The sequence below is a fragment of the Polaribacter sejongensis genome (genome assembly GCF_038024065.1).
Taxonomy (GTDB): domain Bacteria; phylum Bacteroidota; class Bacteroidia; order Flavobacteriales; family Flavobacteriaceae; genus Polaribacter; species Polaribacter sejongensis.
In genome coordinates this window covers 1,637,856-1,664,776 of the sequence record NZ_CP150667.1, presented here as the reverse complement: position 1 = coordinate 1,664,776, position 26,921 = coordinate 1,637,856, and the positions used below count along the sequence as shown (strand labels likewise).

Genomic DNA, 26,921 nt, shown 5'->3' with positions numbered 1-26,921 from the left:
AAATTAAATTAAAATAAAGGTAAAAAAATAGTTGTTAGATTAAAAATGAGTTGTAAGTTTGCACCCGCTAACAGTAATATCACACAGTTAGCAATGTTCATTGAGGAGTTGTAAGTAAGGTGAGGGTTAGTCTTTTATCTAAATAAAATGTCAAAATTTTATTAAAAATAAAATAACAATTTCCTTAGGTTTATAATTAAAAAGAGTTGTATGTTTGCAGTCCGAAATTTTCGGCAAAAACGTTCAGAGTTTTTTAGTTTTAGAGTAAACAAAAAGAAATAAAAAAAAAAGTTTAATTTTTTATTGTCAGATTAGAAATAGTTTGTATGTTTGCAGCCGCTAAGAATTACAGCAAAAACGATCAAAGAAAATTTGGAATGATAGTGAAAATTATCAGTTAGTTCGAGTCTAACATTTCTACAAAGTTTTATTTAGGAAGTAGCTTTTAAGTTATTGATTAAGATTAAAACAAAGTTCATTGAAAATATTGAAATTGACAGCGTAATTAAAGAGTAGAATAACCATGTTTAGATTTATTTAAACAAATTCTTTTGAAACTTATTCATTAAAATATTTAAAATATACAATGAAGAGTTTGATCCTGGCTCAGGATGAACGCTAGCGGCAGGCTTAACACATGCAAGTCGAGGGGTAACATTGTGCTTGCACAGATGACGACCGGCGCACGGGTGCGTAACGCGTATAGAACCTACCTTTTACTGAGGAATAGCCTTTAGAAATGAAGATTAATGCCTCATAGTATTGAGACTCGGCATCGAGTTTTAATTAAAGATTTATTGGTAAAAGATGGCTATGCGTCCTATTAGTTAGATGGTAAGGTAACGGCTTACCATGACTTTGATAGGTAGGGGTCCTGAGAGGGAGATCCCCCACACTGGTACTGAGACACGGACCAGACTCCTACGGGAGGCAGCAGTGAGGAATATTGGGCAATGGAGGCAACTCTGACCCAGCCATGCCGCGTGAAGGATGACTGCCCTATGGGTTGTAAACTTCTTTTATACAGGAAGAAACACTGGTATGTATACTAGCTTGACGGTACTGTAAGAATAAGGACCGGCTAACTCCGTGCCAGCAGCCGCGGTAATACGGAGGGTCCGAGCGTTATCCGGAATCATTGGGTTTAAAGGGTCCGCAGGCGGTCAATTAAGTCAGAGGTGAAATCCCATAGCTCAACTATGGAACTGCCTTTGATACTGGTTGACTTGAGTCATATGGAAGTAGATAGAATGTGTAGTGTAGCGGTGAAATGCATAGATATTACACAGAATACCGATTGCGAAGGCAGTCTACTACGTATGTACTGACGCTGAGGGACGAAAGCGTGGGGAGCGAACAGGATTAGATACCCTGGTAGTCCACGCCGTAAACGATGGATACTAGTTGTTGGGCATTAGCTCAGTGACTAAGCGAAAGTGATAAGTATCCCACCTGGGGAGTACGGTCGCAAGACTGAAACTCAAAGGAATTGACGGGGGCCCGCACAAGCGGTGGAGCATGTGGTTTAATTCGATGATACGCGAGGAACCTTACCAGGGCTTAAATGTAGTCTGACAGCTTTAGAGATAGAGTTTTCTTCGGACAGATTACAAGGTGCTGCATGGTTGTCGTCAGCTCGTGCCGTGAGGTGTCAGGTTAAGTCCTATAACGAGCGCAACCCCTGTCGTTAGTTGCCAGCAAGTAAAGTTGGGGACTCTAACGAGACTGCCTACGCAAGTAGTGAGGAAGGTGGGGATGACGTCAAATCATCACGGCCCTTACGTCCTGGGCCACACACGTGCTACAATGGTATGGACAATGAGCAGCCATCTGGCAACAGAGAGCGAATCTATAAACCATATCACAGTTCGGATCGGAGTCTGCAACTCGACTCCGTGAAGCTGGAATCGCTAGTAATCGGATATCAGCCATGATCCGGTGAATACGTTCCCGGGCCTTGTACACACCGCCCGTCAAGCCATGGAAGCTGGGAGTGCCTGAAGTCGGTCACCGCAAGGAGCCGCCTAGGGTAAAACTGGTAACTAGGGCTAAGTCGTAACAAGGTAGCCGTACCGGAAGGTGCGGCTGGAACACCTCCTTTCTAGAGAAAGATGGTGAGTTACAAAAAAAGGTCATTTTTACTCTTTGCTGTTAATTTTATAATATAAGTATTTTAAGCTATTATAGTCTCGTAGCTCAGCTGGTTAGAGCGCTACACTGATAATGTAGAGGTCGGCAGTTCGAGTCTGCCCGGGACTACAAAAAGCAAAAAAGTACTAAGGAAATTCTGGAAGTAAGAGGATTCTACATTCATAATTTAGGATTTATTCTGAATTTCATAATGGGGGATTAGCTCAGCTGGCTAGAGCGCTTGCCTTGCACGCAAGAGGTCATCGGTTCGACTCCGATATTCTCCACAACGGCTTAACGTTGTTGCTGATTTAATTATCAGTGGCGATTCGCCACAAGTTCATTGACATATTGGTAAAATGATATCGTAAGAATCAAATAGATAGAGAACAATTAGAGCAATCTAATTAAATAATTTTTTTATAAAAATATAAAAGAGTTCATTATAGTATGGAAACATACTGTAGCAAAAAGTACAATAAGTTAAGTAAGGGCGTATGGCGGATGCCTAGGCTCTCAGAGACGACGAAGGACGTGATAAGCTGCGAAAAGCTACGGGGAGGGGCACATACCTTTTGATCCGTAGATATCCGAATGGGGCAACCCGGCATGTTGAAGACATGTCACCACGTAAGTGGGGTAAACCCGGTGAACTGAAACATCTAAGTAACCGGAGGAAGAGAAAACAATAGTGATTCCGTTAGTAGTGGCGAGCGAACGCGGATTAGCCCAAACCTATTTTGTTACGGCAAAATAGGGGTTGTAGGGCCACGATATTCGAAGATAAGTGAATTAGAATTGTTTGGAAAGACAAACCATAGAGGGTGATAGTCCCGTAAAAGTAAGCGAATTTTAGATAGTGGTACCCTGAGTAGTGCGGGACACGAGTAATCCTGTATGAATCCACCGGGACCATCCGGTAAGGCTAAATACTCCTGAGAGACCGATAGTGAACTAGTACCGTGAGGGAAAGGTGAAAAGAACCCTAAGTAAGGGAGTGAAATAGAACCTGAAACCGTACGCCTACAAGCGGTCGGAGCATCATTTATGGTGTGACGGCGTGCCTTTTGCATAATGAGCCTACGAGTTACTGTTTCTAGCAAGGTTAATTGATTAAGTCAAGGAGCCGTAGCGAAAGCGAGTCTGAATAGGGCGATTTAGTTAGTAGTAGTAGACGCGAAACCGAGTGATCTACCCATGGGCAGGTTGAAGCTGTAGTAACATACAGTGGAGGACCGAACCAGTTGACGTTGAAAAGTCTTTGGATGACCTGTGGGTAGGGGTGAAAGGCCAATCAAACTCGGAAATAGCTCGTACTCCCCGAAATGCATTTAGGTGCAGCGTTGAGTAAAAGTTTTATAGAGGTAGAGCTACTGATTGGATGCGGGGGCTTCACCGCCTACCAATTCCTGACAAACTCCGAATGCTATAAAATGTTTCTCAGCAGTGAGGGCATGGGTGCTAAGGTCCATGTCCGAGAGGGAAAGAACCCAGACCATCAGCTAAGGTCCCCAAATATATGTTAAGTTGAAAAAACGAGGTGAAATTGCTTAGACAGCTAGGATGTTGGCTTGGAAGCAGCCATTCATTTAAAGAGTGCGTAACAGCTCACTAGTCGAGCGATTTCGCATGGATAATAATCGGGCATAAACATATTACCGAAGCTATGGATTAACGTTGAAAGACACGTTAGTGGTAGGGGAGCATTGTAATCAGCGTAGAAGGTGTACTGTGAGGTATGCTGGAGTGATTACAAAAGAAAATGTAGGCATAAGTAACGATAATGGGGGCGAGAAACCCCCACACCGAAAGACTAAGGTTTCCTCAGCGATGCTAATCAGCTGAGGGTTAGTCGGGTCCTAAGGCGAATCCGAAGGGAGTAGTCGATGGATAACAGGTTAATATTCCTGTACTTCTTATAATTGCGATGGGGTGACGGAGTAATGAAAGCACCGCGAACTGACGGAATAGTTCGTTGAAACATGTAGCTATTAGAACTGTAGGCAAATCCGCAGATCTAGGTGAAATGTGATAGTACCAAGCGTCTTCGGACAATTGGATAGCGTGCCTAAGGGCTTCCAAGAAAAACCTCTAAGCTTCAGATTATAAGAACCCGTACCGTAAACCGACACAGGTAGTTGGGATGAGAATTCTAAGGTGCTCGAGAGATTCATGGCTAAGGAACTAGGCAAAATAGACCCGTAACTTCGGGAGAAGGGTCGCCCATCTTCGGATGGGCCGCAGTGAAAAGGTCCAGGCGACTGTTTATCAAAAACACAGGGCTTTGCTAAATTGAAAGATGATGTATAAGGCCTGACACCTGCCCGGTGCTGGAAGGTTAAGTGGAGGGTTTAGCTTCGGCGAAGATCTGAAATGAAGCCCCAGTAAACGGCGGCCGTAACTATAACGGTCCTAAGGTAGCGAAATTCCTTGTCGGGTAAGTTCCGACCTGCACGAATGGTGCAACGATCTGGACACTGTCTCAGCCATGAGCTCGGTGAAATTGTAGTATCGGTGAAGATGCCGATTACCCGCAGCGGGACGAAAAGACCCCGTGAACCTTTACTATAGCTTAGTATTGGCTTTGGATAAGTAATGTGTAGGATAGGTGGGAGACATTGAAGCGGCGTCGCTAGGCGTTGTGGAGTCGTCCTTGAAATACCACCCTTTGCTTATCTAGAGTCTAACTCAGAGATGAGGACAGTGCTTGGTGGGTAGTTTGACTGGGGTGGTCGCCTCCAAAAGAGTAACGGAGGCTTCTAAAGGTACCCTCAGTACGCTTGGTAACCGTACGTAGAGTGCAATGGCATAAGGGTGCTTGACTGAGAGACATACAGGTCGATCAGGTTGGAAACAAGAGCATAGTGATCCGGTGGTTCCGCATGGAAGGGCCATCGCTCAAAGGATAAAAGGTACTCCGGGGATAACAGGCTGATCTCCCCCAAGAGCTCATATCGACGGGGGGGTTTGGCACCTCGATGTCGGCTCGTCACATCCTGGGGCTGGAGAAGGTCCCAAGGGTTGGGCTGTTCGCCCATTAAAGTGGCACGCGAGCTGGGTTCAGAACGTCGTGAGACAGTTCGGTCTCTATCTGCTGTGGGCGTTAGAAATTTGCGTGGATCTGACTCTAGTACGAGAGGACCGAGTTGGACTGACCTCTAGTGTACCTGTTGTTTCGCCAGAAGCATAGCAGGGTAGCTACGTCGGGAAGGGATAAGCGCTGAAAGCATATAAGCGCGAAACCCACCACAAGATGAGATTTCTTTAAAGGGTCGTTGGAGATTACAACGTTGATAGGTCATAGGTGTAAAGGCAGTAATGTCATAGCCAAGTGATACTAATAACCCATAGACTTATGTACGCTTCCCGCCGAAAGGCGGGAGCACAGACTCTTTATTTATTACGAAAAAAACGATATTATTTTACCATATGTCAACTTATACAGTTGAAGCAATTTAGCTGAAAATTTTAGGGTGGTTATAGCATTGGGGCTCACCTCTTCCCATCTCGAACAGAGAAGTTAAGCCCAATCGCGCCGATGGTACTGCATTTATGTGGGAGAGTAGGTCGCCGCCTTTCTTTAATACGGAATAAACTCCGTATCTATAAACCTCAATTCTTTGGAATTGAGGTTTTTTTTTGTGATAAACTGAAATTGTGTGTATGATTTTGTGACGGTACTCGTTACTAACGAGCACTAGCTTAGATTCAACTATCTAACTTGTCATTTTGACGGCAGGAAAAATCTCAGATGCTTGATCATACACTACATTTTATTGTTATGTGATTTCTCCCGAAAGGTTGAAAATATAAACTGGTTGTAAAATATGTTAATCATTGACGGTACTCGTTACAAACGAGCACTAGCCTTGGAAATATTTATTGTTATTTTTGTCAATTTGAATTTATTTCAGATTCTTATAAGTATTGAACTCAAGTAAGTTTATATGCTTAATAAAGTTCAGCATGACAAAGTTTTATTCTTTGTTGTGAATCTTTTTTATGGAGTTCAGTGCTTTATTCTGTTAATTAGTGATGGTACTCGTTGCAAACGAATAATAGATTTACTTTAGTTTTTATTGTTTTCTGTCAATCTGATTTTATTTTTGATATTATGAGTTTTGACTAAGTTGTTTATCTGCTGAAACAAGTTAAGCATGACTAAGTTTAGTTTTTTTAAGACAACCTTTTGTTTTAATTTGTTTTTTAGATTGTTAATAAAGGAGCTAAAAGTTGAAATTAAAACATATAAACGTTTGTCCTAGTTATTTCATGGTATTGTTTCTTTTGAGTGAAGGAAAGTAACGAAAAGCCCACAGTGAGGTACGAGCGAGGGAAATCATAGTCATTTTTCTGTAATCAATGCATTAGATATAATTATCTAACCTTTACAATTTTACGGTAGGAAAAATCTGATATGCTTGATCATACACTACTTTATATTGTTATGTAAATTTCTCAAGTAGTCGAAAAGACAATCTGGGTGTAAAATATGTTAATACATGACGGTACTCGTTACAAACAAGCACTAGCCTTACATTATTCTTTGTTGTTTTATGTCAATCTGAATTTATTTTTTATATTATGTGGGTTCTACTAAGTTGTTTATCTGCTGAAACAAGTTTAGCATGACTAAGTTTAGTTTTTTTAAGACAACCTTTTGCTTTAATTTGTTTTTTAGATTGTTAATAAAGGAGCTAAAAGTTGAAATTAAAACATATAAACGTTTGTTCTAGTTATTTCATGGTATTATTGTTTCTTTTGAGTGAAGGAAAGTAACGAAAAGCCCACAGTGAGTTACGAGCGAGGGAAATCATAGTCATTTTTCTGTAATCAATGCATTAGATATAATTATCTAACCTTTACAATTTTGACGGTAGGAAACATACACTACTTTATATTGTTATGTGAATTTCTCAAGTAGTCGAAAAGACAATCTGGGTGTAAAATATGTTAATACATGACGGTACTCGTTACAAACAAGCACTAGCCTTACATTATTCTTTGTTGTTTTATGTCAATCTGAATTTATTTTTTATATTATGTGGATTCTACTAAGTTGTTTATCTGCTGAAACAAGTTTAGCATGACTAAGTTTAGTTTTTTTAAGACAACCTTTTGCTTTAATTTGTTTTTTGAGATTGTTAATAAAGGAGCTAAAAGTTGAAATTAAAATATATAAACGTTTGTTCTAGTTATTTCATGGTATTGTTTCTTTTGAGTGAAGGATAGTAACGAAAAGCACACAGTGAGGTACGAGCGATGACTTCTTGTGGATAGCCTGACCATTTGTACTTTTAAGGTTTTATAATAAGGATATTTTTTAAAATGGGCACGCCCTAATTATTACATGTAACGGAATGTTTAAAGTTAAGTGTGTAGACAGTTTTAAACTTTTACTCTTTTTGTTTAGGATATATGTTATTTAAATATTTTAAGGTCAAAAAAAAATGAGCGTACAGTTATATAATTAACTTACGCTCATTTTTTAATTTTTAATTTTTATAAAATTATGCTCTATAAATTTTATCAAATAAGTCTTTATAGATTTCTTTGATGATCGCACGTTTCATTTTCATTGTTGGAGTCAAATGACCATCTTCAATTGACCATACTTCTGGGGTCAGTTCAAAACGTTTAATTTGCTCCCATTTACCAAAGTTTAAGTTGCATTTATCTACTTCTTTCTGAATACGCTCAATTACAATATTTGAACTAGCTATTTCTTTGTCAGACAAACCAATATTTAAATTTTTATGCTTAATCCATTCTCTAATAAAGTCGAAGTTTGGTTGTATAAAAGCCGCTGGCATCTTTTCTCCTTCACCAATAACCATTACTTGTTCTATGAATAAGGATTGTTTTAATTCTCCTTCTAACAGTGGTGGAACTACATATTTACCTCCAGAGGTTTTAAACATTTCTTTTGTTCTACCAGTAATTTTTAAGAAACCTTCGCTATCTAATTCTCCTTTATCACCAGTGTAAAAATATCCTCCTTTTAATACGTTTTCAGTTCTTTCTAAATCTTTATAGTAACCCAACATAACATTTGGTCCTTTTACTAAAATTTCACCGGTTTCTGCTATCTTCACTTCAACATTATTTATTACTTTACCAACCGTACCAACTTTAAAGCCTTTATTTCTTTGGTCATTTACTGAGATTACAGGAGATGTTTCTGTTAAACCATATCCTTCCATTATTGGCATTCCTGCTGCTGCAAATACTCTTGTTAATCTTGGTTGAAGTGCTGCACTTCCAGAAACCATTATTTTTAGTTCACCTCCTAATGCTGCTTGCCATTTAGAAAATATTAATTTTCTAGCTAATTTTAATTGAGTTTCATACCACCAACCATTTACACCATATGGTTCGTATTTTAAACCCAAATTTACTGCCCAAAAGAACAACCCTTTTTTTATACCGGTTAATGCTTCTCCTTTCAAAATTATTTTGTCGTAAATCTTTTCATATAAACGAGGTACCGCAGTCATTACATTGGGTTTTATTTCTTGTGCATTTTCAGATAATTTTTCAATTGATTCTGCAAAATAAATAGAAACTCCACAATATTGATATAGGTACAAAATCATACGTTCAAATATATGACAAACGGGTAAAAAACTTAAACCAATAGATTTTCCATAATCAAAAGGAACACGTTTTTCTGAACTTAAAACATCACTAACTATATTTCTATGAGATAACATTACCCCTTTAGGTTTACCTGTGGTACCAGATGTATAAATTAAAGTAGCTAAATCGTCTGTTTTTATATTGTTTTTTCTTTCTTCAACAAGATTTTGAGAGCTAGTATCTTTACCTGACTCTAATATCTCACTCCAATTTTTTTCACCTAATATATCATCAAAAGTATAAATAGCTTTTAAACTTGTTTTACTTTTTATCTTATTAATCTTTGTTAGAACTTCTATGTCTGATACAAAACAGTAAATAGATTCTGAATGATTTAATACATATTCATAATCTTCTTCTGAGATAGTTGGATAAATCGGTACATTTTGGGCACCAGTTTGTAATATTCCAATATCGCATATGTTCCATTCTGTTCTATTCGTAGATGAAATTACGGCAATTTTGTCGTTTGGTTTTACACCTAAGTTTATTAATCCTCTACTAACTTGGTTTGCTTGATCAATATATTGTTGTGTTGTAATAGATTGCCAATTACCACTGACTTTAGAACTAAATGCTTTTTCTAAATTATAGGTTTCTAATTGGTAATAAGGAAAATCGAATAATCTTGTAACTTCTACTGCCATATAATCATATTATAATTGAAGTAGGCAAATTAGGTATTTTAGATTGAATTAACAAATACTTATTATAAGAGTTTATTATTAAGAATAATTTAATATTGATAGTGCTATATATCTAAAATACTAAATAATAGATTGTTTGTTTATGAGTATTGTATTCTACTTATTGTGATTTAGATATTCTTAAGAGTGAATCTATCCTAGTAATATTGATAATATTTTTTTGTAAAAAAAAAGCTAGCCTTTATAAAAAAAAGCTAGCTGAATACGGTTTTGGTTAGCCCCCTAATTCCAACCTCTTCCATTATGATGTAAATTTATAATTTATTATAGAAATTAAAGCAGGTATAAATACCTATTTTGTGTTTTATAAGGACTTATTGAAGCTTTTTCCGTTTATTTTGGTGTATTTCGAATCTATTTCATAGCCAACTTTCATATTAGTTATGTTGAAATTACCAGATACTTTCATGTATTTAATGTTTAAGTCTTCTTTAAAATTAGTGTTTTTAAAAGATATACCATTTAAAATTTGTGTGTATTTAAATGTTGCAGATTCTTCAAAGGTAGAATCACTAAAACTGACATTATGATTAAATTTTGCATACTTAAATGTAGCAATTTCATTGAAAGTGGTATTGATAAAACTAACCTTGTTATCAAATTTTGCATATTTAAAAGTACTATCACCTTTAAAAACACTGCCTGAGAAATCTGAGTATTTTTCAAATTGAGAGTATTTAAACATTGCTTTATCTTCAAATATGCAGTTTTTAAAAATAGTTTCCTCTTCAAAACTAGCTGTAAATGTTAGTTCAGATTCTTTATTTGGAATATATGCTAAAACATCATCTTTAAAAGTGCAGTTCGTAAAAGAAATATTTACATCTATTATTTTTTTTATTTCGTTTGTTGAGTTGTTAGAGTTCCAATTAAACCAACTATTTTTCTTTGGATGAGTTGTTTTTTTAAGAGCTTCATTCATAAAAGTAAAATCTAAGACACCAATAATAGTTGCATTATGAAGTGAAATTGATTTTCCTGCTTTAATATCCTTAATAATATTAGAGGCTTCAATTTTTTTTTGAGCAATAGTTATGGTGGATATTAAAAATAAAGTGATTACAAATAGAAGTTTTTTATTTTTCATTTTATGAATATTGATTCGTTATACATAATAATGACTTTTAATTTTATAAACTGTGACACTTTAGCAAAAAAAAAAGATAAACTAACAATTATGGAAGTAATATAAAGAAGTGTTTATTTTTAAAAAGCAAAAAAGACCAAATAATTAAATTTGATCTTTTTAAACTCCATAGCAAATATACGTTGTATAACAATATTAAAGTATTTCCCCCAAAACACTTTAAAATAGCATATCAATGAACAAATATAGAAATAGTGTAGCATATTATATTGTAAAAAATCGAAGGGGTTATTTTTTTAAGGCTTGTTTTACAATTAGGTAATCTTCTTTAAAATAATTTTTAAAAGAATTTGAGGTAAATAATTTAAAATCTTTAGCAAAGTGAGATTCATCATAATAATCATACATATAGATTAAGTCTTTTAAGTCTATTTGATCTTTTTCATATTTTCTCATTAAATTGAGAAAACGTTTTATTTGAATATATTTTCCAGGTGTTATACCTACCATTTTTTTAAACTTTGTTTCTAATGTTTTTTGACTAAATGGAATAGTATCTAAAATGTCGTTAACAGAAAGTAGCCCTTCTTTTTTATTAATTTCTACAATAATTTTATCTATAATTAAAGTGTCTTTATTCTCTATAATTGGTAAAGAGTTTAGAAAAATAGCAAGCTGTTTAAAAAGGTTTTCATAATTATCTTCATAATTTATAAAAATAACACTTAATTTTTTTGATATATCTGGTGCAATTGAATCTAAAGAAATGTGTTTGTTAGCTAATTTAGAAAGATCCAAATTGGTTAATTTAAATAGTGTTGTAGGCTTGAAACTTATACCACAACATGCCCCCGTGTTTTTTACTAAAATGGAGTAAGATTTTATAAATTGGCCAAATATGGTAAGTCCTTCTAACCTTTTCTTATTGCTATTTTGTATGATATGTTGGTTGCCAGAATAAATATAAGCAATACTAGAATACGCCATAGGAATTATGGTAGTTTTAAAAGGCGTAATTTTCTTTGAGTATTCAATACTATAGAATTCGTCTACTAGATGAGAAGCTATTCCAGTATTATAATATTTTAAATTCATAAGAGTAATTTTATCAATTAAAAACAATTATTTAAAGCTAAATTTTTCTAATTATTTTTTGACTAATAAGGATAAATTTGAACTAGATTTTTAATGACGGTTTCTATTATTCTATGAGAATTACTTCTAAAGGTTAAGTTGTAATTTTTTTTAAAAGTTTGTTTTAGAATTAATTCGTACGAATTAATAAGCAAAAGGATATATTGATTAAAGTTTTGTTTAAACTCTTTATATTTTCTGTTATGTTAGTAAAAATAGACAAAAGATTAACAAATTAAAAATGAAAGAGTCTTTTACGTAGTAATAGCGTAGTTTTAAAACTAGAAACTACATTTAATACTCACTTTTAAAATAAATATCATAAAACTTAAATCAATTACTTTCTTTTTAACAATAATGTAAAAGCACAAGAAACGATAAAGGTTGGTTCTTATTTTATCAAAATTATAATCATTACTCCTATAGAATGTTTTTTTTATAAAGAGAACTGAATCTACTGTTGTTACATAAGAAATTAATGTTTCTATAGAAAAGTTTTACATATATATTAAGTGAAGGAATAAATTAGTTCTTATGGAGAAGCTACTATTCTTTATAAGGGAAATATGCAACTAAAAAAGGGTATTGTTATTCTATAATCTACCAACATAAAATTGATTTATAATTATGGCGTTCCCAAAGGTCGGGCTTTCCGCTATATCTTTTTACTGAAAAAGTAAAAAGGATGCCGCTGTAATCCCTAACGCAAAAAAGCTTTTAGAATTTTCTATTTGCTGTTTTTTAGTTAGGGATATTCTTAATTATTTTTAAAGAAAAATATTTTTTAACTTTTAAATTCCTAAATAAATTATTCGAAATTTTATTATAATGCTTTTAAATAAGAAAGTTTAAACAAGTACTTTTGCATCGCATAAATTTAATTACAGACTATGCTTAAAAAGCACGTAAAACAGCTCTCTTTCAGTTTAATATTATTAAGCCATTTAGGTTTTTTAGCTGCAATTTTATATGAAAAGCAGCAAAACATTTATGTTTCCATATTTGTTGTTTTGGTCATTGTATTACTTTTAATTAGATATAAAAAAACATCATTAAAAGCTAAAAATCATGATTTAGAACATGTCTTAACTGTTGCATTTGTTTTTTTTGGAGCAATTATTACATATGTTTTAAGTGTTTCATTTAAATTAAGCAGTGTTTTAGCAGCAAGTTTAGTAGGTTTGGTTGTTAGCTTTGTTCCTTCATTTTTTAAAAAGAATAATTTTATTAAAGGGATGCCTACTGCTGTTTATTGTGGAGCGTTTGTAGGAATGACAAATGTTAATATTGCCCCAGATTATATATTTATAGCATTAGCAAGTGTTATTACTGGTTTTTTATTAGTGGGTACAAAAGATGCTTTTCATGGTTTTGGAGGTAAATTAGGAACCTTAGCTTTTGGAGGTGTTACCCTTGCTTTCTTTATCACTTTTATAATTTCTAGATGGCTATAGATAACTTTATATTGTTAATAGTAGGAGGACTTTCTTCTATAGTTACATTTCTTTTACAAGTAAAATTTAAACAAGGACCGGTTAGGTCGTCTTCTTTAGTTGGTGTTTTAGTGGGAGTATTTGTTTTAGTGTTTCCTAATTTATTTTCTGCGTACTTAACAGAAAATTTGCCCTTAGTTTGTTTTGGTGCTTCTTTTATAGGTATGGTATCCTCTAAAATTATGTCAGATTATTTGTTAATAGGTTTCTCAGGAGTCGTTTTTACACTTATTTATTTTAATACAAGTAACTATTTTAATGGTTTTGGAGGTGGTTTAGGATCTGCAGCCTGTATTGCCTTATTAGTTACTTTAAGTATTCCTGTATTAAAGAAAAAAAGAAAATTAAGTAACGGATTTTTATTATTAAGAAGGCAAATGCGCTCTAGAATGAAAAAGAAAAATTACAAATAAATAGATTAAATAGAAAAGCAGTTTTTAGAATTATCTAAAAACTGCTTTTCTATTTATAAACTATATAGTATTATGTTTTAATGAGATTTAAAATGATGTTCTTTCGGTTTTCTTTCTCTAAAAGTCCCCGCAAAAAGGAGTCCACCAATAATAGCCATTAATATAAAAGTAACTTCTTCAAATAAGTTTGCAGAAGCAGTAATAGACGGATTAAAAAATGAATTACTTAACCCCATAAAAGATTTACTACCTGGAACTAGCATGATAATCCCTTGTGTTAAATAGACCGATTTAGGTGTTTTAGAAATTCTACCAAATATACGGCTGATACCAACAACTGTTAAAGTACCAATAAAAGTACTTACCAATATTCCCAAACCAGACGATAAAAAAACAGTTATAAAAAACGCAAAAATACCTGTTAAAATTCCAAAAAACATATCCTTTTTTCTCACTTGAAAAATGGGTAAAGTACATATAGAAAATATTGGTATGGCACAAAATATTGTCCATTGTGGCATATTAGATTCATAATGAGTTAAATCAATATCAAGTAAAGAAGTCATTAAGCCTAAACCTAATATTACACCAAAAAATTGTTTGAATAAAACAACCATTGCATCAAAGAGTTTTGCGCCACCGGCAACCAAACTTTTGGAGGTTATTTCCTCTAATGCGGTAGTAATAGCCAACCCTGGAATAAATATAATTATGGAAGCTAATATGGTTAAACCCAAATTAAAATCGGGGAAAATAAATGTTAATAGACATGCAAAAATGGTTACTACTAAAGCACATAAAGATTCTAAAACACTTTCTACATATTTAGATTTGTTAGCTAAATAGACAAATAGATAAGTAAGCGAACCTAGAAGTATTGAAAAAGCAAAAGAGATCCAATTGGTACCAATCATTAAGCTAAAAGAACCGGCAGCAAAGGCATAGGCTAAAGTTAAAATAAAATGATTTACCTCTTTTGTTTTTGCATGAATAATCTTTAATTCTTTATCGATTTCATCTACCTCCATCCCTGAATCAATAACCTTATTGGTCAATTCATCAATTCTAGAAAAAGCACCTAAATTTAAAGATCCTGGCGGAATGCATTCAACATAATTATAAGAGTTCTTTTCATCATAAAAAACATAATTCACCCAAGTAGGTAAATCCATAAAACTACCTGTAATGCCTTTTGTTTTGGCAACTTGTGTCAAGTATGATTGAATTTTATAAGAAGGAATACCGTATATGTGTAACGCTTTTCCTATTTCAACTATAAATTGATATTTTTTTGGAACTCTCATTTTTCTTAATTAAATAGGGTTGTTATTTTCTATTTTTAGAGCCAAAAAAAGGGCTTTAAAAAAGCCCTTTTGATCTACTTTTTTAAATAAATTATTTTGTCAACCAATTTTTAGCATTTACAAATGCTTCTAACCAAGGCGTAACTTCATCTTTTCTATTTGTTGGGTAATTGGCCCAGTTCCATTGAAAAGTAGAACGCTCAATATGAGGCATTGTCACTAAATGTCTTCCAGACTTGTCACACATCATTGCTGTGTTAAAATCAGATCCATTTGGGTTATTCGGGTATCCTGCGTAACCATATTTGGCAACAATATTATAGTTTTCTTCAGATTCTGGTAAGTTAAATTTACCTTCACCATGAGAAATCCAAACACCTAATTCTGTTCCTACTAAACTAGATAACATTACTGAATTGTTTTCCTGAATTTTTACTGAAGTAAAAGAACTTTCATGCTTCTGAGAATCATTATGACCTAATTTTCCATGAACTTTATGTTCAGGGTTAATCAATTCTAATTCCATCCATAATTGTGCACCATTACAGATACCAACAGACAATGTATCTTCTCTTTCAAAGAAATTCTTTAAAGCTGTATTTGCTTTTTCATTGTACTTAAATGCTCCGGCCCAACCTTTTGCAGAACCTAAAACATCAGAATTAGAAAAACCACCAACGGCACCAATAAACTGAATATCCTCTAAAGTTTCACGACCAGAAATTAAATCTGTCATGTGTACATCTTTTACGTCAAAACCAGCTAAATACATTGCATTTGCCATTTCACGTTCTGAGTTAGAACCTTTTTCACGGATAATTGCAGCTTTAGGTTTGTCTTTTCCAATTATAGGAAGTTTACCAATAAAACTCTCTGGGAATTTATACGTTAAAGGTTGATTTTTATAATTATCAAAACGGTCTTGTGCTAAATTATTAGCGGTTTGTTTTTGATCTAATAAGAAAGAAGTTCTATACCAAACATCTCTCATTTCTGTAACATCAAAAGAGAAATTATCTTCGTTGTTTTTAATTGTAACTGTTCCTGAATTGTTTGCAGAACCAATATTGAAAAATTCAATATTATTTTCTGATAAAATATTTTCTACAGAAGCATCTGCTTGAAAAACAATACCTGAGTTTTCTGAAAATAATACTTTAATAGGATCTTCTTCTTTTAAAGAAGAGATGTTAAAATCGGCTCCTAAATTTACATCTGCAAAACACATTTCTAATAAAGTGGTAATTAATCCACCAGAAGCAACATCGTGTCCTGCAGTAATTTTATCCGCTTTAATTAAATCTTGAATCGTGTTAAAAACAGTTTTTACATATTCAACATTGGTAACATCTGGAGCTTCATTTCCAATCGCATTTAAAGTTTGGTTGAAAGAACTACCACCTAATTTAAATTCGTCTTGAGAAATATTGATATAATAGATATTTCCACCATTAACTTGTAAAAGAGGCTCTACAACTTTAGTAATTGCATTACAGTTTCCTGCAGCAGATATAATTACAGTTCCTGGCGCAATAACTTCACCATCTGTATATTTTTGTTTCATTGATAAAGAATCTTTCCCGGTAGGAACATTGATTCCTAAACCAATAGAAAATTCTGAAACCGCTTTTACAGCTTTGTATAAACGAGCATCTTCTCCTTCGTTTTTACAAGGCCACATCCAGTTTGCAGAAAGTGAAACACTTTTTAAATTGTCTTTTAAAGGTGCCCAAATGATGTTGGTTAAAGATTCTGTAATTGCATTTCTAGAACCAGCTTCTGGACTAATTAATGCAGAAATAGGAGAGTGGCCAATTGATGTTGCAACACCTTCTTTACCTTTATAATCTAACGCCATTACACCCACGTTGTTTAACGGAATTTGTAATGGACCAACACATTGTTGTTTGGCAACTTTACCACCCACACAACGGTCTACTTTATTTGTTAACCAATCTTTACAAGCCACAGCTTCTAACTGTAAAACTTGTTTTAAATAGATTTCTAAATTCTTCGTTTTGTAACGAGGATTTTTATATTTTCTGATTACAGTTTTATCTGTTAAAACCGTTTTTGGCGAAGAACCAAACATATCTTCTAATGCTAAATCCATTGGTTTTACACCTGTAGATTTAGACTCAAAAGTAAAACGATCATCACTAGTAACTACACCAACATCGTAAATAGGAGAACGTTCTCTATCTGCAATTTTGTGTAAAGTTTCTAAATTCTCATCAGCAATTACCAATCCCATTCTTTCTTGAGATTCGTTACCAATAATTTCTTTTGCTGATAAAGTAGGGTCTCCAACAGGTAAAGCATCTAAATCGATTTTACCACCTGTATCTTCTACCAATTCTGATAAACAATTTAAATGTCCACCAGCTCCATGATCATGAATAGAAACAATAAAATTTTCTTCACTTTCTACCATTCCACGAACTGCATTTGCAGCACGTTTTTGCATTTCTGGATTCGAACGTTGTACTGCGTTTAACTCGATTCCTGAAGCAAACTCTCCAGTATCTGCAGAAGAAACGGCAGCTCCACCCATTCCAATTCTGTAGTTTTCACCACCAAGAATTACAATTTTATCGCCTTCTTTTGGCGTGTCTTTTAAAGCTTGGTCTGCTTTTCCGTATCCAATTCCACCAGCTTGCATAATTACTTTGTCGAAACCAAGTTTTCTTGCAGGTGAGTCACTTACAGAAGAGTTTTCTTCGTGTTCAAAAGTTAAAACAGAACCTGTAATTAAAGGTTGTCCGAATTTGTTTCCAAAATCTGATGCTCCATTAGATGCTTTTATTAAAATATCCATTGGAGTTTGGTATAACCAATCTCTAGCTTCAAATTTATTTTCCCAATATCTTGTATTTTTAACTGAATCTATAGAAGCTTCTAAACGAGAATACGAAGTCATATATACTGCTGTTCCTGCTAAAGGTAAAGAACCTTTTCCACCAGCCAAACGATCTCTAATTTCTCCTCCAGAACCTGTTGCTGCTCCATTAAAAGGCTCTACAGTTGTTGGAAAATTGTGTGTTTCTGCTTTTAATGAAATTACAGATTCAAAATCTTTAGTTTGATAAAAATCTGGTTTATCCGCCGTTTTAGGCGCAAATTGTTCCACTTTAGGCCCTTTTACAAAGGCAACATTATCTTTATATGCAGAAACAATATCATTCGGAAATTGTTTAGACGTTTCTTTTATCATATTGAATAGGGAAGTAGGTTGTTCTTCTCCATCAATTACAAATGTTCCACCAAATATTTTATGACGACAGTGTTCTGAGTTTACTTGGCTAAAACCAAAAACTTCAGAATCTGTTAATTTTCTTCCTATTTTAGTAGCAACACCTTCTAAGTATTCAACTTCTTCATCACTTAAAGACAATCCCTCTTGTACATTGTATGCAGCAATATCTTCAATATCTAAAATTGCTTCTGGTTGAATTTCAATAGTAAATGAATCTTGATGTAAACCATTAAATTTTTCAGAAATCATTGGATCAAAATCAGAAAATTCTTCTGTAGATGCAGTAAATTCTTCAATTCTAATGATGTCAGAAATCCCCATATTCTGAGTAATCTCAACAGCATTGGTACTCCAAGGCGTAATCATTGCGGCTCTTGGTCCAACAAAAAATGCATCTATTGTTGTTTCTTCTATTTTTGGTTGATCGGCAAATAACCAAGTCAATTTAGCAATAGTTTCTGTAGTTAATTTTTCTGATGTTTGAACAGCGAATACTTTGCTGTTTATATTTCCAAAGAAATGAATCATTATCGTGTTTTATTTGGGTGTTGTTGTAAATTGCAAATTTACTTTTTTTCAATTTAATACTAATGATTTAATTTACTGAAATTTAGGAGTTATTCACCAGGTTATAAACCAAAAAAAAAGACCGCCGAAGCAGTCTTTTTTAATGATAATTTGGTAATTAATTCTTTATCAATTTTTTTGTAATAGATTGATTCTCAGAATTTATTTTAACTAAATATATTCCTTTAGCTAAATTTGAAGTATCTATACTATTGTTGTTCGAGTTTATAGTTGCTTTTTTTATCAACTTACCTAAAACATTGTAAACGTTAACTTCTGCAATTTCTGTTATTTTAAAATAAACGGCATTACCGTCTGTTGGGTTTGGGTACATTTTAAAAGAGTTAAAGATAGAAGAATTTACATCTGCAGTGGCAGAATTGTAAATTCCAATTCCATCTACAGTATCTTTAGGTAATTCTTCCCATTCACTAGTTGTATACGTAGTATTTGGATTAGTTACAGATAATAACCTTCTAAGTGTTACATCTTTCGCAAAATTAGATGTTCCATCTAGATCCCCAATTATATCTATTAGATTACCATTTTTAAATAAACCAATTCTATCATCACCATTAAAAGTCATTGGAGTTTGGTTTGGTATTCCTAAGTCGCTCTCTTCTTTTAATTTTTCATTTTCTGTAAAACTATTTGTAATTACAAAAACATCATCTGTACTTAAAGAAAAGCCACTTAAAGCTAGAGGAGTTTCCCAAGAACCTTTAGATTGTCTGGCTATAGAATAGATAGATAAGTCTACAATACTACCTGTAAGATTAACTATCTCTATTGCTTTTCTATAGTTACCACCTTCTACATATTCAGAGAAAAATAATTCATTAGCAACAGCAGAACCATCTGTAGTTGTTTGACTAACACTTGTAGATTGTGCAGATTTATTATCTGCTGCATCTTTAGCTAAAACAGTTGCACTATAGGTTGTAGAAATAGTTAAACCTGTTATTGTGTAATTTGTATTTGTAGTTGTTCCATTAAAAACTCCATCTAAATAAACTTCATAACCAGTTACGGCAGTATCATCTGTAGAAGCGTTCCAATTTACTTTAAAACTTGTACCAGAAATATTACTAATAGTAACGTTTGTTGGGATTGTTGGAGGAGTGTTGTCTGTTAAAGTAGTTGCATTAACAGCAGTAGATTGAGCAGATCCATTATTTGCAATGTCTTTGGCTAAAACTGTAATAGCGTATGTAGTGTTTGGGTTTAAATTAGTTAATGTGTAACTGGTTGTAGCAGTTTCTCCATTTAAATCTTCGTTGGCATAAACTTCATATTTTGTTACAGCTTCGTTGTCTGTAGAAGCAGACCAAGTTGCATCTATAGTAGAAGTTGTAATGTTATTTAAAACAACATTTGTTGGTACTGTTGGTGCTTTATCATCATTAGATGTATAAATTCCCCAAGAGTCTACAGCAGCATCTCCCCCCCAAATTCTTGTTGCTAAATAGGCATTGTCTATAAAAGGGTTTCTATTTCCTTGTGCATATTGTTCTCTAGAATCGTGGTACGTATTTCTTTGTCTTTCAAAATCTGAAACCGGGTCTTCTACATTCCATTCTAAAAATAAATCGATCATATCATCTGGAGTAGAAGCAGTGCTACCAATTCCAACTCCTGTTGGTTTACATTGATCTGCATAGCGAATGTACATATACATCATAATTCTTGCAACATCACCTTTCCATTCATCACCAGGATACCAGCCACCAGAAACAGTACCAGCATTTCCCGATCCGTCAGCAAATTTTAAACTACCTCTTTGACTATTAAACCCAACATCAGAAGGACGTAAATGATGTCCATCTGCTCCAGGACCAGAAGTGCCTAAATTAGGTGTACCTAAAGATTTAGCATACACGTGTTCTCTGTTCCATTCATCAGAATCACCTCCGTGGTCATCTATACCTCTTCTTCTAGAAGTTGTACCAGTTGTAGAATCTGTATATCCATATATTAAGAGTACTTCCTGATCATTTTCTGGGTTTACATCTGTTGCTTGTAAAGCAGGCCAACCATAAGATAGTATGTTTGTATGAGCGGCTATTGTTTTATTAGCTAACTCTTCTTTTAAAGCTAACCCTTCTTGGTTTAGATTAACACCATTATAATATTGCTCTTGAGCAGAAATAATAGTTGTTAAAAAAAGTAATAATAAAAGTAGATTTTTTTTCATGGTTGTAATAATTAAATAAACGATCTGTTTAAAATAAATGGTTTCTGTTAAAGTGTAATTGTATTATTTTTTTATTAATTTCTTGATGATAAATTGTTTACCGGAATTAATTTTAAGTAAATAAATTCCTCTAGATAGTTCAGAAATATCAATGTTGTTTTTACTTTTTGTAACTTCTGATGTTTTTATTAATTTTCCTAAAACATTGTAAATATTAATAGTTGCGTCTTCTGTAACACTAAAGTATACGTAGTTTCCATTTGTTGGGTTAGGAAACATTTTAAAAGATTCAAAAACGTTTATTTTTGTACTTAAAGTAGATGTATGACTACCAATACCATCAAAAGTTTCCGCAGGTAAAACATCCCATTCACTAGTAGTATATGCGGTGTTTGGTACAGAAATTTCACTTTTTCTTTTATAGGTTTTGTCTTTTATATGATCATTACCGTTGCCCTCTTCTCCAATAATATCAATTAAAACACCATTTTTAAATAAACCAACCGGGTCGTTACCGTTAAAGTTTAATGGAGAACCATAATTATTAGCATCGTTAGTTATAGGACCAGATAAATCTGATTCTGCTATAAGGTGCTCATCAGATACATCTGCATTTGTAATTACAAAAACATCATTAGGAATAATACTTGTAACGTCTCCTGTGTCTAATCTAAAATCATCTACCCAAGCACCTCCGTTAGATTGTTTTTGTAAACTATAACCAACTAAACTTATTGTAGAGCTAGATAAATTTACAATTTCTATGGCTTTGTTATTTGCTTTAATTGGTTCTACATATTCAGAAATAAATAATTCTGTAATTCCGTTGGAAGTTCCATTTGTTGTAATTGCATTTACAGCATTACTCTTTGCAGATATATTACTATCAACATCTTTTGCTAAAACTTCTACGGTGTATGTTGTAGATGTACTTAAACCAACTATTGTATAAAAAAGATCTGTTGTAGATGCTTTAAAAGTTCCGTCTAAATAAACTTCATAACTTGCTACAGCATTGTTATCTGTAGAAGTAGACCAAGTCACTTTAAAAGAAGAGTCTGAAGTGTTACTAATAACAACATTTGATGGAGTAGTAGGAGCTTCTATATCTTGTAAAGTTGTACCATTTACTGTTGCACTTACATCAGATAAATTGTTAATAATATCTCTTGCTGCAACTGTAAAACTGTAAGAAGTATTTGTTTTTAAATTTTCTATTGTTGTGCTTGTATTAGATGTTTGTGCTGTTAAAACATCATTTACATATACATTATAACCGGATACTTCTACATTGTCTGTAGAGGGTGTCCAAGAAAGGTCTATCGTTGTTAAAGAAATATTATTTAAAGTAATATCTGTTGGAGTTGTAGGTGCTTCTGTATCGCTACCTGAATATAATCCCCATCTATCTTCTGCAGTAGTTCCTCCCCAAATTCTTGTTGCTAAATAAGGGTTATCTATAAAAGGGTTTCTGTTTCCTTGTGCGGCATAGTTTCTAGTATCTTCATGATAATTGTTTCTAGCTACTTCTATATCAGAAACAGGGTCTTCTGCATTCCAAACTAAAAATAAGTCAATCATTTCATCAGGAGTAAATTCTGTGCTACCAACACCAACAGCCGTTGGTAAGCAAACCTCTCCATAGCGTAAATACATGTACATAATCATTCTTGCAGCATCACCTTTCCATTCATCTCCAGGATACCAGGCAGGTGTATTTGCACCGCTTAATCCACTAAAAGTATCTGTAGAAAAGCCTGAATTTCCAGAACCTCTACCGTATTTTCTATTGTTTCTCGCAGAATTACGTGTTCTGTCTGCAGCTCTTAAGTGATGTGCATCTGTAGCAGGTCCAGGAATATCTGTGTCTAAAACTGGGTTTGCTAAAGATTTAGGGAAAACGTGTTCTCTATTCCAAACAAAATTATCACAATTTTCACCACAATCTTGCAAGTCTTTATCACGAGTTCTGTCGTTAGATTCATCTTGATCTCTGCTTTCTTCCCAACCATAAAACAAAACAACTTTATCTGTATTTGCTGTATATTCATCAGTTGCTTTGGTAGCATCCCAAACATCTGGTCCTCCACTTGTGTATTCTAATGTTCTTGTGTGAGTTGAAATAATTTTTGTAGCTAATTCATCTTTTAGTTGAATCCCTGTTAAGGTTAAATCTACATTATAATAATATTGTTCTTGAGAAAAACAAATTAAAGTTGATGTAATAAAAATAAAAAGAAGTAGTTTTTTTACCATGTAATATAAAATTAAGTTAAAAAATAAATACTTTCTTTTTCAGCAATTTAAGGGTTACATCAGCAATAAATATAACCCTTTGTTGTATTATTTTCTTTCTAAAAGTGCCATATAAAATCCGTCGAAACCAGAAATATGCGCTAACACTTTTTTATCTGATACAAAGGTAAAATCTTTTCCTGCATCTGATGTTAAGAAATGATTAACTTGCTCTTGGTTTTCTGATGGTAATACAGAACACGTAGCGTACACCATTTTTCCACCTGGTTTAACCATTGTAGAATATTGTTGTAAAACGTCTTGTTGAATTTTTTTAATATTTTCTATAAATTCTGGTTGTAATTTCCATTTAGAATCTGGGTTTCTACGGATAACACCTAAACCAGAACAAGGAGCATCAATTAAAACTCTGTCTGCTTTACCTTGTAATTTTTTAATAGGTTTTGTAGAGTCAATTACGCGCATATCTATATTGTGTGCTTTGTTTCTTTTGGCTCTCACTTTTAATTTACGCAATTTACTTTCGTAAATATCCATGGCAATAATTTGACCTTTATTTTCCATTAAAGCAGATAAATGCAAGGTTTTACCTCCAGCACCTGCACAGGTATCAATAACTTTCATACCTGGCTTTACGTCTAAATAGGCAGCAACAAGTTGCGATGAAGCATCTTGAACTTCAAAATAACCACTATGAAAAGCTTCCGTTTTAAAAACATTGGCTCTTTCTGGTAAAATTAAGGCATCAGGATGATTTGGTACAAATTCTGTATTTACACCTTCTGCTTTTAATTTTTTCTGAAGAACTCCTCTAGTAATATTTAAAGTATTGGTTCTTAAAATTACACTTGCTTGTACATTTAAAGCTGCAATTTCTTTGGTCCAAATTTCTTCGCCTAATTCTTTAGCACACATTTCATCCATCCAATCAGGAATAGATTCTCTATATTTTCTAGTTCTAGATAATTCCGCAAAACGTCCTTTGATTCTTCTTTCTGGTACATCACCAATTTGGTTCCAATCTGGTAAAGCAATTCCTCTTAAAATACACCATACAGAGAACAATCTCCAAATATTATCTCTGTCATACGGAGCTTTTACTTCTGCAATTTCTGCGTATAACCTATTCCAACGTACGATGTCATAAATAGTTTCTGCAACAAATTTACGGTCTCTTGCTCCCCAACGTTTATCTCTTTTTAAAGCTTTTTCTACAGCTTTATCTGCATAAACACCTTCATTAAATATATCTCTGATGCTGTCAATAACAGCAAAAGTTAAGTTTCTGTGTAATCTCATTATTTCATTTGAATATAGGGCACAAATGTACAAAATATGCGGTACCAATCAGTAGTTTTACTTCATTTTTAACTATGGCTTTATTTTATTAATGTTAAATAGTTTTTATAAAGGTTTGTGCTTTTTTATTACAGACAATTGTTTATATATGTGAGCACAATCCATTATGTTAAAAAGGAAAAGTTAAACTTATTTAAGTTTAACTTTTCCTTTTTTAATGATTATTTAAAATATATTTTCTAGCTCTTATTATTGTGAAAAAACCATATAATATGGCTATTATAGCTAGTGTTAAAATACCTGTATCTATTTCTAATCCTGGTGGAGGTGGAGGTGGACTAATTGGTGGAGTTTGAATTAGTAGTGCAATCATTTTTAATTAGTTTATTTAGTTATTGATTGAGTATCTCATTTGTTTTTCAAAATAAAACTTTCTTAGTTATTGTAGCTTTATCAGTATTTATTCTTACAATATAAATGCCTATTGATTTTTAGAAATAACATTTTTTTTGTTTACCTGCATAGATAGTTTTTTCTCTAACCTGAGCATCATTATCTACACCGAGTACTTTTCCTTCCTTAAAGGCTGAAAAAAAGGATTTAGAACAGAGGTCTTTAATAAAGATAGAAAGAGCTAGTATTAAATAATTGACTTCTAAGTTTGTGAAGTATTAAGTTTATAGAAACTATATATATGAAAAAATATTTCTCCAGTATATTTTGTGTTATTCATTTTTTTTAGGGGATTAAATTAAATAAAGATTCTCTCAAATATAACAAAATATAATTTGTTTTTGGCTGTTTTTAGGTTATAAAACTTTCTGTTTTAACTAATTATTATACATTCTTTTAAAAATTAGATTTCTATTATGAATTTAATAAAAGAATGTTTTTAAAAATAATCAAATTAAATACTTGTGGTATTTAATGCTCATTTTAATTCAAAAAATTATTGAAGGAAAAACAAATAAAGAAAGCTGAATAATGGTTTCATTAGTAAGATTTAGTTAATATTCTTCATGCTGTTTTATATCTTATTGATTTTTTTTTTTGCTTATGGTACCTTTGTTACTATAAATTTTTACAATGTATAGTCCTGTTGATATTTGATTTTTTATGGCTAGATTGTAGCTGTTTTTCTGTTCTGTAATGTTCCAAAAGCTTGTTTTTTTACCAAGTATATTAAAAGTTCTATTTTCTGTATTGTTATTTCTTTATTTTTAGAAATAACAATATTTTTATTTTGATTATCAGCATAAATAATAGTTTCTTTAATTAGTGCATTCTTATCTAGATAAAGTATGGTAGGTTCTTTAAAAGCTAAAACAAAACGATGAGAACAGATACCTTTATCTAAAGTTAAGTTTATTTTCCATCTTTTATGTTATATGAATTTCCTGTGAGTTTATCTTTTATGTAAATTTCTCTAGAAATATTTTGAATTTTATCTACCTTTAGAATACCCCATTGTAATTTCTAAAGGAACTTCTAAGTCATCAGAAATTTCTTGTACGCCAATAATTACATATTTCCTATGATCATTCTTAAATTTCCAATAGATGTCAGTTTCATTGTTGATAAATGACTCTGAATCGTAACCTTTTTCATAATCAAATGAATTTGTTGCTTAAAAAGATATTGCTATTTGATGATGTAACCTTAAGTTTTCTGTATTTGTATATTCAAACCCTAATTTAAGTATTGGTAATAATTTATTAGTTTTTGTTAATACAGTTTTGTCGCTTCTGTAATCTTTAAAAGTATTATTATAAAAGCCTTCTTTAGGTATGGGGTCTTTACATAATTCTGATGATGATTCTCTATTTGGTACTAGGTTGGCAAAAAAATTAGTATTTAAGAAAACGGATAGAAATACGATTAAATAGATAATTCTTTTCTTGTAGGCTTTATCTTCTTTATGATGTTGATTTTTAGAAAAATTGATTTTTTTTAAAAATAATTTCTGGGTGTTTTTAGTGTTATTCATTTTTTAGGGGGATTAAAATAAATATTATATTAAATAGGACTAAAAAGTATAGGCAAAAGTTTTAGTGTTATAGAAGATGGATAGAAATAAACACCATAAAAAAGATAAGTTCTTTTTTATGTACTTTATGATATTGTTTTTTAGAAAAATAGAAGATTTTAAAAAATAATTTCTGTGTATGTCTAGTGTTATTCATTTGTTGGGGGATTATATTAAATAAATACTATTTTAAAAGTAAAGAAATAATTTTGGGTTTGCTAATTATTATCTTGTAAATTATTAAATAATTGTTAATTATTATGTTTATTCAATAAAATGAGTTTTTTATTGAGTATTTAGTTTTTTTTTGGTGTTGTGGATTATCATGTTTCTTAATTATAATAACTTATAAAAAAAGAATAAAAAAAGCTGAATAATGATTTCATTATTCAGCTTTTTTTAATATCGTTATTTTT

Annotated in this window: 12 protein-coding genes, 2 tRNA genes and 3 rRNA genes; 7 read left to right on the top strand and 10 right to left on the bottom strand. The window is 32.5% G+C overall.

Going from position 1 to position 26,921, the window contains the following annotated elements; translation table 11 throughout:
• Positions 1–583: 583 nt before the first annotated feature.
• The 5 genes from WHD08_RS06840 to rrf all read left to right on the top strand — a co-directional run bounded on the left by WHD08_RS06840 (position 584) and on the right by rrf (position 5,709).
• Positions 584–2,101, top strand: a 16S ribosomal RNA gene (locus WHD08_RS06840).
• A gap of 84 nt (positions 2,102–2,185) precedes the next feature.
• Positions 2,186–2,259: transfer RNA gene (locus WHD08_RS06835), tRNA-Ile, on the top strand.
• 84 nt (positions 2,260–2,343) lie between these two features.
• Positions 2,344–2,417 (top strand) — tRNA-Ala (locus WHD08_RS06830).
• A gap of 189 nt (positions 2,418–2,606) precedes the next feature.
• Positions 2,607–5,491 (top strand): 23S ribosomal RNA (locus WHD08_RS06825).
• A gap of 108 nt (positions 5,492–5,599) precedes the next feature.
• A 5S ribosomal RNA gene (gene rrf, locus WHD08_RS06820) occupies positions 5,600–5,709 on the top strand.
• Together the 16S, 23S and 5S rRNA genes with 2 tRNA genes alongside form the textbook arrangement of a ribosomal RNA operon.
• A 1,931-nt stretch (positions 5,710–7,640) precedes the next feature.
• On the opposite strand, the gene WHD08_RS06815 is transcribed toward rrf, so the two are convergent.
• From WHD08_RS06815 to WHD08_RS06805, 3 genes are all read right to left on the bottom strand, one after another.
• Positions 7,641–9,416, bottom strand: a complete 1,776-nt coding sequence (locus tag WHD08_RS06815; protein ID WP_208888742.1) for an AMP-dependent synthetase/ligase — start codon at positions 9,414–9,416, stop codon at positions 7,641–7,643.
• Positions 9,417–9,780: 364 nt separating this feature from the next.
• Entirely contained in the window at positions 9,781–10,563 is a 783-nt protein-coding gene (locus WHD08_RS06810) for a pentapeptide repeat-containing protein (RefSeq protein WP_165734007.1), read from the bottom strand.
• A gap of 288 nt (positions 10,564–10,851) precedes the next feature.
• Positions 10,852–11,658 carry a helix-turn-helix domain-containing protein gene (locus WHD08_RS06805; protein ID WP_208888743.1) on the bottom strand — a complete coding sequence of 269 codons (807 nt, stop codon included), beginning with the start codon at positions 11,656–11,658 and terminating at the stop codon, positions 10,852–10,854.
• A 929-nt stretch (positions 11,659–12,587) separates the two neighbouring features.
• Here WHD08_RS06805 and WHD08_RS06800 point away from each other — a divergent pair.
• Entirely contained in the window at positions 12,588–13,151 is a 564-nt protein-coding gene (locus WHD08_RS06800) for a hypothetical protein (RefSeq protein ID WP_208888744.1), read from the top strand.
• Positions 13,142–13,603, top strand: a complete 462-nt coding sequence (locus tag WHD08_RS06795; protein ID WP_208888745.1) for a hypothetical protein — start codon at positions 13,142–13,144, stop codon at positions 13,601–13,603. The genes WHD08_RS06800 and WHD08_RS06795 overlap by 10 nt, the downstream gene beginning before the upstream one ends.
• Before the next feature lie 77 nt (positions 13,604–13,680).
• Here WHD08_RS06795 and WHD08_RS06790 read toward each other — a convergent pair whose 3' ends face one another.
• From WHD08_RS06790 to WHD08_RS06765, 7 genes are all read right to left on the bottom strand, one after another.
• Positions 13,681–14,907: a threonine/serine ThrE exporter family protein gene (locus tag WHD08_RS06790; RefSeq protein ID WP_165734002.1), complete on the bottom strand. Its 1,227-nt coding sequence runs from the start codon at positions 14,905–14,907 to the stop codon at positions 13,681–13,683.
• A 91-nt stretch (positions 14,908–14,998) separates the two neighbouring features.
• Positions 14,999–18,691 carry a phosphoribosylformylglycinamidine synthase gene (gene purL / locus WHD08_RS06785; RefSeq protein ID WP_208888746.1) on the bottom strand — a complete coding sequence of 1,231 codons (3,693 nt, stop codon included), beginning with the start codon at positions 18,689–18,691 and terminating at the stop codon, positions 14,999–15,001.
• Between the two features lie 157 nt (positions 18,692–18,848).
• Positions 18,849–20,924 (bottom strand): endonuclease, encoded by a 2,076-nt coding sequence (locus WHD08_RS06780; RefSeq protein ID WP_208888747.1) that lies wholly within the window; start codon positions 20,922–20,924, stop codon positions 18,849–18,851.
• 63 nt (positions 20,925–20,987) lie between these two features.
• Positions 20,988–23,180, bottom strand: a complete 2,193-nt coding sequence (locus WHD08_RS06775; protein WP_208888748.1) for an endonuclease — start codon at positions 23,178–23,180, stop codon at positions 20,988–20,990.
• An 87-nt stretch (positions 23,181–23,267) separates the two neighbouring features.
• Positions 23,268–24,479 carry an RsmB/NOP family class I SAM-dependent RNA methyltransferase gene (locus tag WHD08_RS06770; protein WP_208888749.1) on the bottom strand — a complete coding sequence of 404 codons (1,212 nt, stop codon included), beginning with the start codon at positions 24,477–24,479 and terminating at the stop codon, positions 23,268–23,270.
• Between the two features lie 1,034 nt (positions 24,480–25,513).
• On the bottom strand, positions 25,514–25,660 hold the full coding sequence (locus WHD08_RS18620; RefSeq protein ID WP_422894401.1) for a T9SS type A sorting domain-containing protein: 147 nt from the start codon (positions 25,658–25,660) through the stop codon (positions 25,514–25,516).
• Between the two features lie 446 nt (positions 25,661–26,106).
• Positions 26,107–26,466 (bottom strand): hypothetical protein, encoded by a 360-nt coding sequence (locus tag WHD08_RS06765; RefSeq protein ID WP_208888750.1) that lies wholly within the window; start codon positions 26,464–26,466, stop codon positions 26,107–26,109.
• Between the last annotated feature and the right edge of the window lie 455 nt (positions 26,467–26,921).